Raw genomic sequence first — 16,762 nt, forward strand, 5'->3', positions numbered from 1 at the left:
ATGACATTTACGAAAAATCCGTCCCGAATGCTGTCATCGTTTCCCCAAGGCTACTGTGCGCCGGCGCTCAGGCAGAAGTTTCCCATGCAGGCCTGGTTGGGCTTTTTGCCGGTTTCGCCCAGCTGGTCACGACGCCCGTCCGGATTGTCGTCGGTGGGAATCTTCCGCTTGCGTAGTTCCAGTACCAGGGGCGTGAGGTCAGCAATGCGGGCCTGGATTCGCGAGCGCTCGTAAAAATCCAGGTTCGGCCGGTCCAGAAGGCGCTTGTATTGCTCCATGGCGTCGAATGGGCGTCCCGAGAGCGCCGCGGCATCGGCGTAAGCTTCCTGGCCGCGCACGGTGTCTCCCGCCAGCTCGCTGGCGCGGGCGAACGCGCGGTAAACCTCAGCATCGTCGCTGTTGTCCAGCAGGGGCTTCAGCATGACCGCGGCCTTGCGGCCGTCGGCTTTGTCGCCCCCCATCACCAGGGCTTTACCGTAGTCGATCGCCACGGCGCGATTCCTCGGGCTGCGCTCGTGCAGGTCGGCATAGATGCGCAGGGCGTCGGCACGCTGATCACTCACGCGCAGGGCGTCGGCCATGGCCAGGCGCAGCACGATGTCGTCGGGTGACTTGGCCAGCAGGGGCTTGAGCTCGGCCTGGGCCTGTTGGGGCCGACCGCTACGGGTAAGGGCCAGCGCCAGGCCGTAGTGGTTGGCCGGAGTGTTCTGGCCAGGCCGGTCCATGTTCTGCGCATACAGGGTGGCCTGTCGCCCCGCATCGCCGCTAAGCACACGGGCCCGCTCACGCATCATCGCGTAGATGCCCGTATCGCCGTTGCCGTTACCGCGCCGGGTGGTGACGATGCGGGTGGGGTCGGTCACGAACGGAATGGGTGCGGTGGCCTTGTTCCAGGACGATGGATCGAGCGTGGCGGTGACCGGGCGCTGGACCTGCTGGTCGATCAGTGTCTTGGCCCGGGCCTTGGCATCGCTGATGCGGTTGGCCGTGACCGGATGGCTTTGCAGTAGTTCCGGCAGGCTATAGATCGACTCACCCTGGCCCGCGCGCATCGCATCACTCATGCGCTCGAAGAAACTGGCCATGGCGTTGGGGTCGTATCCGGCGTTGGCGAGCGTCTGGATGCCGGTGCGGTCGGCCTCGGTCTCATCGGCGCGGGTGAAGTTGATCTGCTTCTGCATGATCAGCCCCTGGCCGCCCACCAGCACTCCCGCCGCGGCATCACCGCCTGCGCCGCCGGCGGCCAGGGCGCCCAGCAGCACCAGGGCCATCATCGGGCCGGCTTTCTTCGATTCTTCGAACGCGCGTACCAGGTGGTTCTGCGTGATGTGGCCAATTTCGTGGGCCATCACGCCCGCCAGCTCGCTTTCGCTGCGGGTGATGGTGACCAATCCCGTGTTCACCGCAATGTAGCCACCGGGCAGGGCGAAGGCATTGATGTCGTCGTCCTTGACCATGAAGAAGGTGTACTTCTGCTTGGGCTTGGCGCTTGCGGCGACAAGCCGGTAGCCAATGTCCTGCAGCCAGCTTTCCAGCAGCGCATCGTCGACCACCATGCCCAGGGCGCGCATCTGGCGCATCTGCTCGTTGCCGTAGTCGTCCTGCTCCTGCGGGGTTACAAGGGCATCGGCGGAGCTTCCCAGCTCTGGCAGGCGTACGTCATCCTGGGCGCAGGCTACGCAGGTGATGCCCGCGGTGAGCAGGGTGGCGAAGAGGCGGGTGAATCCCTTTTTCATGGCCGGAACATTAGCACTGGGCAGCCCCTTTTGACCCCTCCAGGGGCCGCCTGGTTCCCGCCCCGGGCTATTGCCCAAACCCCATTTGCCCCTATCTTTGCGCCATAGCCTTCACTGGAACCTGTATGAGCCAGCCTGACATCACCATTTATTCCACCGCCGTCTGCCCTTACTGCGTAGCGGCGAAGAATCTCTTGAAGTCCAAGAGCCTGGAATGGAAGGAAATTCGCATCGATACCGACCCCGCCCAGCGTGACGACATGCTGGCCCGCAGTGGCGGTCGCCGCACCGTACCGCAGATCTTCATCGGCGAAAGCCACGTGGGCGGTTACGACGACCTGGTGGCCGCCGACCGCAGCGGCAAGTTGTCGCAACTGCTGGGTAACGCCTGATGTCGTTCCCTTGTGAGATGAGGGCGAAATCGCCGATAATTGGCTGATTTCATTCCCCGGGCAGGCGCCAGACGGCCTCGCCATCTCCAAGGAGTTCCCCCCAATGAGCAAGACGATTGCCGTGATCCCCGGCGACGGTATCGGCCCGGAGATCATGAACGCCACGCTGCGCGTGATCGACGCCCTCGACTGCGGCCTGTCGTATGAGTTCGCCGATGCCGGCGTGGTCGCCCTCGAGAAGCACGGCGACCTGCTGCCCCAGGCCACCATCGATCTCATCGCCAAACATACCGTGGCGCTGAAGGGCCCGCTCACCACGCCGATCGGCGGTGGCTTCACCTCGATCAATGTCACGCTGCGCCGCCACTTCGACCTCTATGCCAATGTGCGCCCGGCGATCAGCTTCCCCGGCACCAAGGCGCGTTACGAGAACATCGACATCATCACGGTGCGCGAGAACACCGAGGGCGCGTACCTGGCTGAAGGCCAGACGCTCTCCGAAGACGGCCAGGTGGCGCAATCGTTGATTCGCAACACCCGCACCGGCTCCGAGCGCATCGTGCGCTACGCCTTTGAGATGGCGCGCAGCAAGGGCCGCAAGAAGGTCACGGCCGTGCACAAGGCCAACATCATGAAGACCACCTCGGGCCTGTTCCTGAACGTGGCGCGTGAAGTGGCCAGGGAATACGCCGACATCGAGTTCAACGAGATGATCGTGGACAACACCTGCATGCAGCTGGTGATGAACCCGTATCAGTTCGACGTGATCGTCACCACCAACCTGTTCGGCGACATCCTGTCCGACCTATGCGCTGGCCTGGTCGGCGGCCTGGGCCTGGCGCCGGGTGACAACATCGGCAAGGACGTAGCCATCTTCGAAGCCGTGCACGGTTCGGCACCGGACATCGCCGGCAAGAACATCGCCAACCCCTGTGCACTGCTGCTGGCCGCAGCCGACATGCTCGACCACCTGGACATGGTGGCCAAGGGTGCGCGCGTCCGCCAGGCGATCCGCGACACCATGGAAGCGCGCGACCGCGTTACGCCGGACCTCGGCGGTACCGGCAGCACCGAGACCTTCGCCGACGCCATCGTCGAGCGCATCCGCGCCACAGCGTAATCCAGCGACCGGTAGTTTGGGGGTCAGAGTCATCACTCTGACCCCGTCCCCCGTCCCCCGGCTCCGCTTCGGCCATACGATCGCCGATGCATGACTTGCGGCCCCCTCCACAACTGTCGTGGCAGGTTATTCTGATGGCCTTGCCAATCGGTCAGGGGTCCCATGAAGCGCATCCTTTCCGCCGCCACCGCGGCCCTCGTCCTGGCCGGCGCCGCACACGCCCAGACCTCTACCTATAACCCGCTCGAAGCCTTCGCGCCCTTCATCTACCCGAACCCGCCCGGCGAAACGCGCTCGCCCGCCGGCGTTCCGGGCCATGCGTTCTGGCAGAACCGCGCCGACTACCAGATCCACGCCACGCTTGATCCGGTAGCCAATACGCTCGATGGAAAGGTCGCCATCGACTACACCAACAACAGCCCGGAGGCGCTTGACGTACTCTGGCTGCAGGTGGAGCAGAACCGCTTCCGCGAGGATGCCCGAGGGAATTTCACCTCGGGGCGCACCGGCCGGCAGCACACCGATGGCTACCGTTTTACTTCAGTGAAAGTGGACGACGGCCACGGCGCGAAAGACGTGAAATACGTCATCGCCGATACGCGCATGCAGCTGGTGCTTCCCGAGGCACTGAAGGCGCGTGGCGGCAAGCTCAAGATCCTCATCGACTACAACTACGTGCTGCCTGGCAATTTCGGCGGGCGAACCGGATTCGACCCCAGCAAGAACGGCAATATCTACGAGATGGCGCAGTGGTATCCGCGCATGGCGGTGTACGACGACCTGCGCGGATGGGATACCGCACCTTACCTCAACAGTGAGTTCTATCTCGAATACGGGAATTTCGATTACTTCATCACCGTTCCGTGGAACATGATCGTTGCCGGCTCCGGCGAGTTGCAGAATCCAGACGAGGTGCTTACCGCAACGCAACGTGAGCGCCTGGCCAAGGCAAGGCACAGCGACGCCACGGTGATGATCCGCACGCCCGATGAAGTGACCCAGGCCTCCAGTCGTCCGAAGCAGTCGGGCACGCTTACCTGGCATTTCAAGATGGCCAATTCCCGCGATGTCGCCTTCGGTGCATCCACGGCCTATGTATGGGACGCCGCGCGCATCAACCTGCCCGAAGGAAAAACGGCGCTGGCGATGAGCGTATATCCGGTGGAAAGCGCCACCCCGGCACTGTGGGGCCGCAGCACCGAGTTCATGAAATCGTCGGTGGAGTACTTCTCGCGCCAGTGGTATCCGTACCCGTATCCGGTGGCGATCAACGAAGGAGGTTCGGCGGCCAGCGGCATGGAGTACCCGGGCATCGTCTTCGACCCGATGAAAGCGCCGGCCAAGCCGTTGCACATGGTCACCGCGCACGAGATCGGCCATACCTGGTTCCCGATGATCGTGGGCAGCAACGAGCGCCGCGATGCATGGATGGACGAGGGTTTCAACACGTTCATCGACGTCTACGAGGCCGATAACTTCAACCACGGGGAATTCGCACCCAAGCGTGACAGCGAATACGCCCCCAAGGGCGGCAATCCGGTGGATGAGATCCTGCCGCTGCTGGCGGACAAGGACGCGCCGCCCTTGCTGATGGGCGCGGATATGGTCAAGGAGAAATACCGCCACCCGGCCACGTACTTCAAGGCGGCGCTGGGCCTTGTCCTGCTACGCGAAGAGATCATTGGGCCTGAGCGTTTCGACCCGGCCTTCCGCAAGTACATCGCCACCTGGGCTTATAAGCATCCCTCGCCGTCGGATTTCTTTCGATTGATGGAAAGCGAGACGGGCGAAGACCTGGGCTGGTTCTGGCGTGGATGGTTTGAGCACAACTGGCAGCTGGACCTGGCCGTGACCGGTATCGACGCAGACAAGCATTCGGTGGGTATTGCCAGCAACGACAAGCTGGTGATGCCCGCCACCTTGAAGGTGGACTTCACCGATGGCAGCAGCACCTCGATCCGCGTGCCTGTGGAAACCTGGCAGCAGCACGTGACGTTCGATGTGCTGGTGCCGGGTGACAAACCCATCCGCGGAGCCATCATCGATCCTGACCACAAGCTGCCCGATCGCGACCGCGCCAACAACGTGTTCCCAGTACGCTGATGAATGCCGCCGACCGCATCGTCGGCGGCTTACTGGCGTTGCTGGCAGGCTTCGCGGTGGTGTTGCAGCTGGTGCTGATGCTGCGGAACAGCGAGGGTGGCGAGGCGGCGATCGTGCTGCGGTTTCTGAGCTTCTTCACCATCTTGAGCAACATACTGGTGGCGGGCATAGGTGCCGCCATGGCGGTGGCACGGGCGCGGCCACGCTGGCGTGGTGCGGCCGCGTTGTACATCACGGTGACCGGGGCGATCTATTCGATCGTCCTGGCGCCGTTGTGGTCACCCACGGGCGCGCAGAAAGTGGCCGACGAACTACTGCACCATGCCGTGCCGGTGGCCTATGTGCTGGCGTGGCTGGTGTTTTCGCCGCACCGGCGGCTAGCTTGGGGCGATGGGCTGCGTTGGCTGGTGTTTCCCGCCGTTTATCTGGTGTGGACGATCGCGCGTGGCGCATTAACGGGTGAGTATCCATACCCGTTCGTGGACGTCGGCCAGCTCGGCGTGGCCCGGGTGGCACTGAACTGCATGATGACAGGCGGCCTTTTCGCGGTATTGGGCCTGGTGTTCGTTGGCATCGACCGGGCTTTGCCCGAGCGCGATCGGCCCTAACCCTTGTGGTCGATGCGCGTGACCTTGCCGTCGCGTACTTCGATGATGATGGTTCGGCTGCCTTCGATGAATTGAAGGCGCGAGCCCTGGTACTGGGTGCGCGTCGCCTTGACGGACGAACGCGATACCGGCTTGCCCGCCACCGCCAGCACCTTCGCCTCGGTATCGCCCACCATGACCAGGGCCGATCCGAACCGGACGCTTTGCGCGGCGTTAGCCACCGTGGGCGTGACGCCGCCCATGAGCAAGACCAGCATGAGCATTCGTGCCAGGTGCATGGACGCATTCCTTCGCAATGAGGGGACGGACATCGAAACATGCAGTCGACGATGAATGCTGTCAGCTTTCGCCGTTCCGCCCCGCAGGCCCGGGCGTCAGTTCGCGGCGGGCTCCTCCCAGGGGTCGTAGCTGCCGAACCACCAGATGTGACCTTCCGGATCGGCGGCGGCATAGCCGGCCCCGCCGTAGGGTTTTTCCTCATACTCATCGACGATGCGCGCCCCAGCGGCTTTCGCGTGCTCGTAGTGCGCGCGACAATCGATCACGGTGACGCAGGCACACTGTGTTTCCCGGCCGCCGATTTCCTCCGGCTGTACCGATAACCGGCTGTACAGCGAGTCGTCCTTGCGCACCGATCCCAGCATGATCATGCCATCGCCATAGGTGAGCTGGGCATGCATCACGCTTCCGTCGTCCCCCTCGTGCACGGCATGGCGCGCGAAGCCGAAGGCCTTGCAGAGGAAATCGATGGCGGCATGGGCGTCGCGGTAGCGCAGGCCGGGGATGATGGTGCTGGGCATGGTGGTCTCCTGCACGGGGTGACCCCGGGCCAGCCGGGGATGTGCGCAGACTACACCGCCCGGCTGTCCATGGCGGTTACAATGCCGCCAATGTTCCGCTGGTTCGAATCCCTGATCGACATCTTCCGCGAGGCACCCGACCAGGTGCCGCCGAAGACGGTCGTGCGCTTCTATGTGTATTACCTGCGCCAGGTGTGGAAGATATTCGCCGCGGCCCTGGTGCTGGGTCTGCTGGTGGCCTTCGTGGAAGTGGCGCTGTTCGACTTCCTCGGCCGCATCGTCGACATGGCGGGCAAGACTCCAGCTAAGGACTTCTTCCGCGTCCACGGGGGCACCCTGGCGTGGATGGCGGTGGTGACGCTGATCCTGCGGCCGCTTTTCATCTTCCTGCACGACCTGCTGGTCAACCAGACGCTTACCCCGGGCTTCACCAACATGATGCGCTGGCAGCACCATCGCTATGTGCTCAAGCAAAGCCTGGGTTTCTTCCAGAACGATTTCGCCGGCCGCATCGCCCAGCGCATCCTGCAGACGGGCGCGTCGCTGCGCACGTCGGCGGTGCAGGTGGTCGACGCCATTTGGTACGTCACGGTTTACGCCGGTACCGCCATCTACCTGTTCGCCCGGGCCGACGTCTGGCTGGCGATCCCGCTGGTGGTGTGGATCGCCTTTTACGTGGCGATGCTGCGATTCTTCGTGCCGCGGGTGAAGGAGCGCTCCTGGCGCGCGTCGGAAGCCCGGTCGAAGCTGATGGGGCGCATCGTCGACGGTTACAGCAACGTGCTCACGCTCAAGCTGTTCGCGCATACCCATCGCGAGGAAAGTTACGCGAAGGAAGCCCTGGATGAACTCACGGGCAAGATCCGGCGCTCCTCGCGCATGGTCACCTCGATGGATGCATCCATCACCACGCTCAACGGCTTCCTTATCGCCACTACCACGGGCCTGGCTTTGTGGCTGTGGGTGCGCGGCGCGGTTTCCGTGGGCGAGGTGGCGCTGGCGGTGGGCCTGGTAATCCGCATCAACAACATGTCCGGCTGGATCATGTGGGTGGTCAACGGCATCTTCGAGGATGTCGGCACCGTGCAGGATGGCATCACCACCATCGCGCAGGAGCGCACCGTGGTCGATCGCGTCGACGCCGTGCCGTTGCAAGTTACCCAGGGTGGTATCCGTTTCGACCGTGTCAGCTTCCATTACGGCAAGCAGGGCGGGGTGATCGAAGGCCTCGACCTGAATATCCGGCCGGGCGAGAAAATCGGCCTGGTGGGTCCGTCCGGCGCAGGCAAGTCGACCACGGTCAACGTGCTGCTGCGCCTGTACGACCTGGAAAGCGGGCACATCCTGATCGACGGCCAGGACATTGCGCACGTCGAGCAGGAAAGCCTGCGCTCGCAGATCGGCGTGGTAACGCAGGATACCTCGCTGCTGCACCGTTCCATCCGCGACAACATCCTCTACGGCCGCCCCGATGCTACCGAAGCGCAACTGCGTGAAGCGGTGCGCAAGGCACGTGCGGATGAGTTTATTCCCACCTTGAACGATGGCGAAGGCCGCACCGGCTATGAGGCACACGTCGGCGAGCGCGGTGTGAAGCTTTCCGGCGGCCAGCGCCAGCGCATCGCCATCGCCCGCGTGCTGCTGAAGGACGCGCCGATCCTGGTGCTGGACGAAGCGACGTCCGCGCTGGATTCCGAAGCGGAAGCGGCGATCCAGGAGAGCCTTGAAACATTGATGGAAGGAAAGACGGTGATCGCCATTGCCCACCGCCTTTCCACCATCGCGCGCATGGATCGCCTGATCGTGATGGAACAGGGCAAGGTGGTGGAAACCGGTACCCACGCGGAACTCGTGGAAAGCGGTGGCCTGTATGCGCGCCTGTGGGCGCACCAGACAGGCGGTTTCGTCGGGGTGGAGTAGCCGTTGCACGGCGTACGGACTCACGGGCGATGGTAGCCAAAGCGCGGGGCGGCCGGTTCGCCCAACAGGAGCACGATTGCTGATTCGATTTATCGAGCTAAACGTCTTATAAAACAGCAATATATGCAAAAAGTTGATTCAATACTTGATTCGATACTGGCCAGCTTAAACCTGGCGTTCGACCCACGCCATGAAGGCCAGTGCCGCCGGACTTGGCGCCCGGTGGGCGGAATGCACCACGTAGTACGCATAGCGCGCCGGCATTTCAGGCCCCGGCAACGCCACCAGGCTGCCGTCGGCGAGGTGACTCGCCGCCAGGCGGCTTCGCGCCAGGATCACACCAAGGCCATGGCTGGCGGCGATTAGTCCGTCGCTTGAATCGTTGATGGTGTGGATGCGTGGCGAACGCGGCGGCTTGAGCCCGGCGGCCCGGAACCACTCGCGCCAGCCTTCCGGGGCGATATCAGTTACCAGCGGCAGGTTGGCGACGTCTGCTGGCGTCTTTACGGTGGCTGCGACGGCGGGCGACGCCATGGCGAGCAGGGTCTCGTCCATCAGGAAGCGAGACACCAGCCCTTGCCAATGGCCCATGCCGTAGCGAATGCCCAGGTCGGGGCCGCCCTCGTCGAAACGCACCAAAGTGCGATCGGTATCGATGGCCACGTGGATCTCCGGATGAGCGGCGACGAACGCGGCAATGCGCGGCATCAGCCAGCGGCTGGAGAACGAGGGCAGGGCGGTGATGCGCAGGGTGCTGTCGCGGCGGTGGCGACGCAGGCCGTCGAGCACGCCGTCGATATCGGCCAGGGCGGAGCCCGTGGCGTCGGCCAGCAGGCGCCCCTCGGGCGTAAGTGCCACGCCACGCGCATGGCGCTGGAACAGTGAGACACCCAGGGTGGCCTCGAGCTTGCGCACATGATGGCTAACGGCACTGGCCGTCAGGTGCAGTTCCTCAGCAGCATGGGCAAAATTCTGGTGGCGTGCCGCGGAGGCGAACGCGGCCAGGGCAGGCAACAGGGCAGAGCGCATCGAAATTCCTCCAGCCACAAATCATACGCGTGTGTGGAACAAGAATCTTGCGCTTGTCTGTGTTCTTGCACCTGCGAAAATAGCGCATAGCCACAAGCGAGCTTCGTCATGACCACGGCAGCCTCCAGCATCCCCGCCGTTCCTTCCGCCATCGACGCCCCGTTGCGCGACTGGCGCACCCCGGTCGAACTCACCCTGCTCGGCGCCATCTGGGGCGGGTCGTTCCTGTTCATGCGTATCGCGGCCAACGACTTCGGACCATTCCCCCTGGTGCTCACGCGCCTGATGCTGGGCTCGGCGATCCTGCTGCCGTTCCTGTGGAAGGTGCGCAGCCGCATCACCCTGGCCCATGTGGGCAAGTTGTTCATCGCCGGACTGATCAGCGCCGCGGCGCCGTTCGCATTGTTTGCCTGGGGCGCCGAACGTGCTCCGGCCGGTATCGGCGCCATCGCCAATAGTGCAACGGTGCTGTTCTCATCCCTGGTGGCCTTCGTGGCCTTCGGTGAAAAGATCGGCCCGCGTAAGGCACTGGCACTGCTGGTGGGATTCTCAGGCGTGGTCGTGCTGGCCAGCGGCCGCACAGCCGGCGCCAACGTGGCGCCCGCCGCGCTTGCAGGTGCCGCCGCGTCCTTCTGTTATGGCCTGGGCGGCAACATCGTCAAGCGCTATCTGAGCGACCTGCCTGCGACCGCGGTAGCTGCCGGTACGCTGCTGTGCGCCGCCATCCTTACCGCGCCACTGGCCATCGCCACGTGGCCTTCCACGCCCATCCCGATGCACTCCTGGGCCTGCGCCACGGCGCTGGGCATCCTTAGCACGGGCCTGGCGTACGCCTTCTACTTCCGCCTGATCCAGCGCATCGGTGCACCGCGCGCTTCGGTGGCCACCTACCTGGTGCCGTTGTTTGGCGTGGCCTGGGCATGGTTGTTCCTGGGCGAGGCGCTCACCGTCACCATGGCCGTGGCCGGTGTGGTGATCCTGGGCAGCGTGGTCTTCAGCCAGAAACGCGGGTAAACCTTCGGCGCATGGCGCCGGCCGGCAGGTCATGCCTATAGTGGCGCCCTTTGCAGCCCAAGGGGACACGAGCATGATCCGCCACCGCCTCGCCGCGCACGTCGCCGCCGCGCTTGCCCTCGCCACCCCGCTAGCGTCGTTCGCCTTCCAGGCGGCCCCGGCAGCCTTGTCGTCGGTGGCAACACCGGCGCCAGCCGCGCGCCCGGCGCAACTGGCCGATTTCGACGCCTACGTGGACAACGTGCGCAAGACCTTCGATGTCCCGGGCATCGGCGTGGCGATCATCAAGGATGGCCACGTAGTGCTGGAACAGGGTTCCGGTGTACGCAAGATGGGCTCGCCCGCGCCGGTGGATGCGCACACCATGTTCGCCATTGCCTCGAACACCAAGGCCTTTACCTCCGCGGCGCTGTCGATCCTTGCCGACGAGAAAAAGATCGACATGAACGATCGGGTGGTGGATCGCCTTCCCTGGTTCCAGATGTCCGACCCCTACGTGACGCGCGAGATGCGCATCCGCGATCTGCTGGCGCACCGCAGCGGCCTGAGCCTTGGCGCGGGCGACCTTCTGTATTGGCCGGCCACCCGCTACAGCACGAAGGAAGTGGTCGAGCATCTGCGCCACGTGCCCATCGCCAATGGCTTCCGCAGCACCTATGCCTACGACAACATCCTGTTCGCGGTGGCGACCCTGGTGATCGAGCAGGTGTCCGGAAAGTCGTGGGCCGATTTCGTCAGCTCGCGTATCTTCCAGCCGCTGGGCATGACCGAAACCCGGCCCAATTACCTGTCGATGAAGGGCGACGACGACGTGGCCGTGGGCCATGCCAAGTTCAACTTCAAGGAATTGAAACCGGTGGAGCCGATGGCCTGGGACAACAATCCAGGCGCCGGCGGCATCTATTCGTCGGTGCACGACCTTGCCATCTGGATGCGGGTGCAGCTCGATGGCGGCGTGATCGGCAAGGACGCGCAGGGCAACGAGAAACGCCTGTTCAGTGCCGAGCGCCAGAAGGAAATGTGGTCGCTGCTCACGCCCATCCCGATCAACGATCCGGTGGTGCCGGAGCTCGCTTCTGCCAAACCGAATTTCTCAGGCTACGGCGAGGGCTGGTTCGTTTCCGACTATCGTGGCCACAAGCTTGTCTGGCACACCGGTGGCTGGCCCGGCCAGGTATCGCGCGTAACCCTCGTGCCCGACATGAAGCTCGGCGTGGTGGTGCTTACCAATGCCGAAAGCGGCGCCGCCTTCCAGGCCGTGACCATGCGCGCCCTCGATGCCTATATGGATGCGCCGAAGAAGGACTGGACTGCAGCCTACAATGCGGCAGTAAAGAAGACCGAGGGCAAGGCCGACGAGGGCTGGCAAAAGCACGTGGCGGCACGGGACAAGGCATCGAAGCCGTCGCTGCCGCTGGCGAAGTACGCCGGCACCTATCGCGATCCCTGGTACGGCGATGTCCAGGTGGCCGAGAAGGGCGGTAAGCTGCGCATGACCTTCAGCAAGACGGCACAGCTCACCGGCAACATGGAGCCCTGGTCACACGATACCTTCCTGGTGAAGTGGGATGACCGCTCGCTCAATGGCGATGCGTTTGTCACGTTCAACCTTGGCGTGGACGGCAACATTCGCGAAGTGCGGATGGAGGCGGCGTCGTCGCTGACCGATTTCAGTTTCGACTTCCAGGATCTTCGGCTTGTGCCGGTTAAGTGATGCATCAACGTGACGCCATCCGATTCTTGAGGTTTGTCGCGTCATGAAGTACCCGAAGGACTTCAATCGCGCGACGCTCGAAGCTAATGACACGAAAAATGACCAGGTGCCGCGATCTTCCATAAGATCGACGGTCCATGTCGACATGTGAGTGCTGGGCTATCGAGGCGGTGGGGCAGATTTTGTTGACGTCAAGGTATTCTCTGTCAAACGCTCAAGATATAGCCACATTTCTTTGGCTGAGGTGAACCTCACAAATCGACCGGCCTCCGCGGAATCAATGCCCTTCTGCACTTCGGCACGAAGATTGTCCAGGCGCCTTTGGTCGTCCGGCGAAAGCTCAGCTGCGGATAAGTAGACGGCCTCGGGGATCTGGATACTGCATGGGAGCACGCGATTGCCTCGCTTCGATGATCTGGGGTGTTTGGATTTTGTCATCGCACGCCGCTACTTGAAATCGTAACCGTCTGGGACCCGCGTAGGGTTTTTCGCAATCTATCACTACGGCGTGCTTTCGCCAGCCCCATCCGGCATCGCGCCCCCGCGAATCACCATGTCCTGCGGCCGGATCAACGGAATCGCCGCATCACGCAGTCGCTTCAGGATCTCAAACAGAAGATCGCTCTTCACCCCGCCCGCAGCGCGCGGCCCATCGACGAAACACGTAGCGACGAACGTCATCGCGGTGTGGTCAACACTGTCCAGGGTGACACCCGGCGCTGGCGTTTCCAGCACCGACGGGTGCTCGCGCATGGCGGTAAGCATCAGCTCCCGCGCCTTGCCGGCGTCGGTATCAAGCGGCATCGGCAGCTTGATCAGCACGCGTCCCTGGGGGTTGGCCAGGGTCATGTTGCGCACCGTCTTGGTGATCAGGAACGAGTTGGGCACGATCACCGTGGATTGGTCAGCCACGCGGATCTCGGTGGCGCGCACGTTGATCCGCCGGATGTCGCCCTCAGCGTCGTCCAGCACTACCCAGTCGCCCACTTTCACCGGCCGCTCCACCAGCAGGATCAGTCCGGAGATGAAGTTCGAGACGATCGCCTGAAGGCCGAAGCCGATGCCGACCGACAGCGCGCTTGCCACCCAGGTGACATTGGCAACCGACAGGCCCAGGGTAAGCATGGCCATGGCGAACACCACCACGCCACCGAGGTAGCCCAGCAAGGTGGTGATGGAACTGCGCATGCCCACGTCGATCGATGTCTGCGGAAGCAGCTTGTCTTCCATCCAGCGCTTCAACACCCGCACCACGATCATGCCGACGATGAAAGCGAAGATCGCATCGATGATATTGCCCGGCTTGATCTTCAGCTCGTTGCCAAGCGTGATGTCATGGGTAAATCGACTGGTGAAGGCCAGGACATCGCTGGGGCCGGTGCCGAAGAGCTGCGTGGACACCGACAGGCCGGCCAGGAACAGCACCACGCGTGCAATGCCGGCCGCCAGTACCGAGAGCTGGTCGAGCTTGTTCGGTTCGATACCCAGCGCGTGCACCGCGCGCTGTCCCAGGTGGCTTTTGGATGAAAGCAGGGTGTCGAAGAGATCATCGGCCAGGTGCGCCAGTAGAAAGACGCCCGCTCCCACCATACTGATCCAGATCATCTGTACAGCGATGGTCAAAGCCAGGCTCACATAACCGAGCAGCGCAGCGATCCAGGTGACTACCACCGCGATGGACGCTGCGATCACCAACAGGCTCGCCCACACCGGCCGGGGTGGTGGACGTTCACCGCTTTCGATCGGGGCCCGGTGGGCGCGCGCCAGTTGCACCAACCCGAAGCCGAACAGGCCGCTGATCAGGAGTGCGCTGAAGCAATTAAGCATCGCCGTGGCAGCCACGCTCACGCCAATCGTCGTGTTCACGCGATAGCCGAAGATCATGATGAAACCGGCCAGTGCGATGAGTCGAGGCAGGTACCAGACCTTCTCCACCAGTTCGTCCGACAGGTGGGGCAGTCGCCACGATGGGCGCTTGCGCGAAATCAGCGCGCGGGACATACCGGCGATGAACGCTGCGTAGAACACCACGGTAACGAAGTGGTGCGCCAGCGCGGTGACGTCGTCGGAGATGGCCTTGTGCCAGGTCATGCCCAGCGAGAACAGCAGGGCCCCGAAACCGGTGGTGAGCGTCGCCACCAGTGAGATCCCCACCGCCATCGACGAGCGCCGCAGCTTGCCCGCCGGCACGCGATTGGTGGTGAGTCGGAATACCGTGCGCTCGATAAGCCAGCGGGCCACGGTTACCAGCAGCAGGCCGGCCAGTGCAAGGCTGATGAAAGGCGTGCGGTTCGGCGGCGTCATCAGCGTATGCATATCGTCGCTGATGTCGCTGCCCAACTGGCGCAGCAAGGAGCGATCGCGCGCGAACCTGTCGGCAGGCCCGGTCCAGAATTCCCGGGTCAGGGGGGAGTCCGAGCGGCTGGCCAGCCGCGACTGGAACTGCTGGCGCTTGATGTTCACCAACTGGGTGGCCAGCTGGGTGGATTGCGTGGCGGTGTCGCGGGCCAGCTTCACCTGGGCGTCGAGGGCATCGTGCTGCTTTTGCAGGTCACGCCGGGCGGTGGTGACATCGGACGGTTCGGAGGTGCCCTTGGCCGGGGCGGGTCCGTAGTCGGTGAGCCGCTGGGTCACCGCTTCCACCTGCGGTGTCAGTGCCTGCGCGGCCTGCTGGGCGTCCGCCTGGGCCTGGGTAGCCTTGCTGCGCAGGTCCTCGATATCGACGCCTTCCTTGAGCTCACCGTCCTTCAGCGCCTTGTTGATCTCGTCCACCTGGCCGCGGGCCTGGTCCAGCAACTGGTCGGGCGTGGCCGGGGCCGAGCTGCTCGAGGCAGGAGTGTCCTGGGCCAGGGCGCTGGCCGTGGACAGGAAGAGGAGGGATACAAGCAGAAATTTTCGTAAATGCATCGGGCGATCATCGAAGCCGCGACCGGTAAGGTCAATTGCGGGGCTGAACCCCGCTTAGATCGAGCGAAGGTGACGTGGCCCCGGCCCGGGGCTATCCTCGGCCCCCTTTGAACCCGCGGGATGCTGGCCATGCGCAGGAAAGTCGTTGCCGGAAACTGGAAGATGCACGGCTCGCGTGCCATGGCCAGGGAACTGGTCGGCCAGATACTTGCCGCCAATCCCGTTGGCCCGGAGATCATCCTGTGCCCGCCGAGCGTCTATATCAGCGAGGTGGTGCGGCTGTGCGAGGGTTCATCGGTGATGGTCGGCGCCCAGGACCTGGCCGAGCGTGACGGCACCGGTGCCTTCACCGGGGACGTCTCGGCCGACATGTTGCACGACGTGGGCGCCCGCTGGGTGCTTGTGGGGCATTCCGAGCGCCGGGAATACCACGCCGAGACTAACGAGATGCTAGCCCGCAAGTTTGCATCGGCGCAAAAATCAGGCCTTACCCCTGTTCTGTGCGTGGGCGAGACCCTGGCCGAGCGCGAGGCGGGCAGGGTCCAGGAAGTGATCGGCGAGCAGATCCATGCGGTGGTCACGGCCAACGGCATCGCCACCTTCGAAAACGCCGTGCTGGCCTATGAGCCGGTCTGGGCCATCGGCACGGGAAAGGTGGCCAGCCCCGAGCAGGCCCAGGAAGTGCATGCATTCATCCGTAGCCAACTGGCGCATGAGGATGCTAATATCGCCGGTCTCACCCGGGTCCTATACGGTGGCAGCGTCAAACCGGCCAATGCGGCGGAGTTGTTCGCGCAGCCGGACGTGGACGGTGGGCTGATCGGCGGTGCTTCCCTGGCCGCCTCCGATTTCCTGGCGATTTGCGCCGCGGCGCGCTAAGCGCGACCGGCAAGAGCAACTATGTTCATTATCTTCAGCGTCTTCTACATCCTGATTGCCGCAGCCATGATCGTCCTGATCCTGCTGCAGCGCGGCGCCGGTGCCGACGCAGGTTCCGGCTTCGGCGGCGGTGCCTCGTCCACCGTGTTCGGTGCCCGCGGTTCGGCCAGCTTCATGACCCGCGCCACCGGCGTGCTGGCCACCCTGTTCTTCCTGCTTAGCCTCGGCATGGGAATCTACCTCGGTCGCGGCACCACCCCGCATCCCACGGCTGATCTCGGCCTGATGGGTGGCGCCTCGCCGGCAGCGGCCACGTCCACCAGTGCCGCCAAGGCCGTGAACGATGTGCCCAAGCCGGTCAACCCGGCGCCTGTCAACAACAACTCCGATGTCCCTAGCGCCGCACCCGCGCAGAAGGACGTCCCGCCGGCTTCCCAGGAGCCCGCAAAGAAGTAAAATAGCGGTTCGAAAAGTTTAGCCCAGGTGGCGGAATTGGTAGACGCACTACCTTGAGGTGGTAGCGGTGAAAACTGTAGGGGT

14 protein-coding genes are annotated in these 16,762 nt (G+C 63.8%); 9 read left to right on the forward strand and 5 right to left on the reverse strand.

The annotated features are described in order from the left end of the window. Positions 1–50: 50 nt before the first annotated feature. Positions 51–1,736 (reverse strand): M48 family metalloprotease, encoded by a 1,686-nt coding sequence (locus VGM61_RS08575; RefSeq protein ID WP_331522349.1) that lies wholly within the window; start codon positions 1,734–1,736, stop codon positions 51–53. Between the two features lie 125 nt (positions 1,737–1,861). On the opposite strand from VGM61_RS08575, the gene grxC reads away from it, so the two are divergent. The 4 genes from grxC (at position 1,862) to VGM61_RS08595 (ending at position 5,959) form a co-directional block, all read left to right on the forward strand. After that, a complete protein-coding gene (grxC, locus tag VGM61_RS08580) occupies positions 1,862–2,128 on the forward strand; it encodes a glutaredoxin 3 (protein ID WP_331522350.1) in 267 nt (88 codons plus the stop codon). A gap of 103 nt (positions 2,129–2,231) precedes the next feature. Further along, entirely contained in the window at positions 2,232–3,248 is a 1,017-nt protein-coding gene (locus VGM61_RS08585; RefSeq protein WP_331522351.1) for an isocitrate dehydrogenase, read from the forward strand. Positions 3,249–3,410: 162 nt separating this feature from the next. Continuing rightward, positions 3,411–5,351: a M1 family metallopeptidase gene (locus VGM61_RS08590; protein WP_331522352.1), complete on the forward strand. Its 1,941-nt coding sequence runs from the start codon at positions 3,411–3,413 to the stop codon at positions 5,349–5,351. Continuing rightward, complete coding sequence (locus VGM61_RS08595; RefSeq protein WP_331522353.1) at positions 5,351–5,959, forward strand: Pr6Pr family membrane protein; 609 nt, start codon at positions 5,351–5,353, stop codon at positions 5,957–5,959. Before VGM61_RS08590 ends, VGM61_RS08595 begins: the two co-directional genes overlap by 1 nt. Here the strand turns inward: VGM61_RS08595 and VGM61_RS08600 are convergent. Together VGM61_RS08600 and VGM61_RS08605 are read right to left on the reverse strand one after the other, a co-directional pair. After that, positions 5,956–6,237, reverse strand: coding sequence for a DUF2845 domain-containing protein (locus VGM61_RS08600; RefSeq protein ID WP_331522354.1), 282 nt, complete (start codon positions 6,235–6,237; stop codon positions 5,956–5,958). The two genes, VGM61_RS08595 and VGM61_RS08600, sit on opposite strands and share 4 nt — an antisense overlap. A gap of 96 nt (positions 6,238–6,333) precedes the next feature. Continuing rightward, on the reverse strand, positions 6,334–6,759 hold the full coding sequence (locus VGM61_RS08605) for a VOC family protein (RefSeq protein WP_331522356.1): 426 nt from the start codon (positions 6,757–6,759) through the stop codon (positions 6,334–6,336). Positions 6,760–6,849: 90 nt separating this feature from the next. On the opposite strand from VGM61_RS08605, the gene VGM61_RS08610 reads away from it, so the two are divergent. Beyond that, complete coding sequence (locus VGM61_RS08610) at positions 6,850–8,679, forward strand: ABC transporter ATP-binding protein (protein ID WP_331522368.1); 1,830 nt, start codon at positions 6,850–6,852, stop codon at positions 8,677–8,679. 165 nt (positions 8,680–8,844) lie between these two features. Here the strand turns inward: VGM61_RS08610 and VGM61_RS08615 are convergent, their stop codons facing one another. Further along, positions 8,845–9,708, reverse strand: coding sequence for a LysR substrate-binding domain-containing protein (locus tag VGM61_RS08615; RefSeq protein WP_331522358.1), 864 nt, complete (start codon positions 9,706–9,708; stop codon positions 8,845–8,847). A 108-nt stretch (positions 9,709–9,816) separates the two neighbouring features. Between VGM61_RS08615 and VGM61_RS08620 the strand changes: the two genes are divergently transcribed. Together VGM61_RS08620 and VGM61_RS08625 are read left to right on the forward strand one after the other, a co-directional pair. Beyond that, complete coding sequence (locus tag VGM61_RS08620; protein ID WP_331522359.1) at positions 9,817–10,722, forward strand: DMT family transporter; 906 nt, start codon at positions 9,817–9,819, stop codon at positions 10,720–10,722. Positions 10,723–10,795: 73 nt separating this feature from the next. Next, entirely contained in the window at positions 10,796–12,436 is a 1,641-nt protein-coding gene (locus VGM61_RS08625) for a serine hydrolase (RefSeq protein ID WP_331522360.1), read from the forward strand. 501 nt (positions 12,437–12,937) lie between these two features. Here VGM61_RS08625 and VGM61_RS08630 read toward each other — a convergent pair. Beyond that, entirely contained in the window at positions 12,938–15,343 is a 2,406-nt protein-coding gene (locus VGM61_RS08630; protein ID WP_331522361.1) for a DUF3772 domain-containing protein, read from the reverse strand. A 129-nt stretch (positions 15,344–15,472) separates the two neighbouring features. Between VGM61_RS08630 and tpiA the strand changes: the two genes are divergently transcribed. Continuing rightward, the gene (gene tpiA, locus VGM61_RS08635; protein WP_331522362.1) at positions 15,473–16,222 is read left to right on the forward strand and encodes a triose-phosphate isomerase; all 750 of its coding nucleotides are present in this window, start codon (positions 15,473–15,475) and stop codon (positions 16,220–16,222) included. A gap of 21 nt (positions 16,223–16,243) precedes the next feature. After that, positions 16,244–16,678 (forward strand): preprotein translocase subunit SecG, encoded by a 435-nt coding sequence (gene secG / locus VGM61_RS08640; RefSeq protein WP_331522363.1) that lies wholly within the window; start codon positions 16,244–16,246, stop codon positions 16,676–16,678. The last annotated feature ends 84 nt before the right edge of the window (positions 16,679–16,762 follow it).

The organism is Pinirhizobacter sp., assembly GCF_036499745.1.
Taxonomy (GTDB): Bacteria; Pseudomonadota; Gammaproteobacteria; order Xanthomonadales; family Rhodanobacteraceae; genus Pinirhizobacter.

Bases quoted from the DNA above. Each gene is read 5' to 3' on its own strand.
- VGM61_RS08575 (WP_331522349.1), bottom strand. From the start codon at position 1,736: ATGAAAAAGGGATTCACCCGCCTCTTCGCCACCCTGCTCACCGCGGGC.
- grxC (WP_331522350.1), top strand. From the start codon at position 1,862: ATGAGCCAGCCTGACATCACCATTTATTCCACCGCCGTCTGCCCTTAC.
- VGM61_RS08585 (WP_331522351.1), top strand. From the start codon at position 2,232: ATGAGCAAGACGATTGCCGTGATCCCCGGCGACGGTATCGGCCCGGAG.
- VGM61_RS08590 (WP_331522352.1), top strand. From the start codon at position 3,411: ATGAAGCGCATCCTTTCCGCCGCCACCGCGGCCCTCGTCCTGGCCGGC.
- VGM61_RS08595 (WP_331522353.1), top strand. From the start codon at position 5,351: ATGAATGCCGCCGACCGCATCGTCGGCGGCTTACTGGCGTTGCTGGCA.
- VGM61_RS08600 (WP_331522354.1), bottom strand. From the start codon at position 6,237: ATGCACCTGGCACGAATGCTCATGCTGGTCTTGCTCATGGGCGGCGTC.
- VGM61_RS08605 (WP_331522356.1), bottom strand. From the start codon at position 6,759: ATGCCCAGCACCATCATCCCCGGCCTGCGCTACCGCGACGCCCATGCC.
- VGM61_RS08610 (WP_331522368.1), top strand. From the start codon at position 6,850: ATGTTCCGCTGGTTCGAATCCCTGATCGACATCTTCCGCGAGGCACCC.
- VGM61_RS08615 (WP_331522358.1), bottom strand. From the start codon at position 9,708: ATGCGCTCTGCCCTGTTGCCTGCCCTGGCCGCGTTCGCCTCCGCGGCA.
- VGM61_RS08620 (WP_331522359.1), top strand. From the start codon at position 9,817: ATGACCACGGCAGCCTCCAGCATCCCCGCCGTTCCTTCCGCCATCGAC.
- VGM61_RS08625 (WP_331522360.1), top strand. From the start codon at position 10,796: ATGATCCGCCACCGCCTCGCCGCGCACGTCGCCGCCGCGCTTGCCCTC.
- VGM61_RS08630 (WP_331522361.1), bottom strand. From the start codon at position 15,343: ATGCATTTACGAAAATTTCTGCTTGTATCCCTCCTCTTCCTGTCCACG.
- tpiA (WP_331522362.1), top strand. From the start codon at position 15,473: ATGCGCAGGAAAGTCGTTGCCGGAAACTGGAAGATGCACGGCTCGCGT.
- secG (WP_331522363.1), top strand. From the start codon at position 16,244: ATGTTCATTATCTTCAGCGTCTTCTACATCCTGATTGCCGCAGCCATG.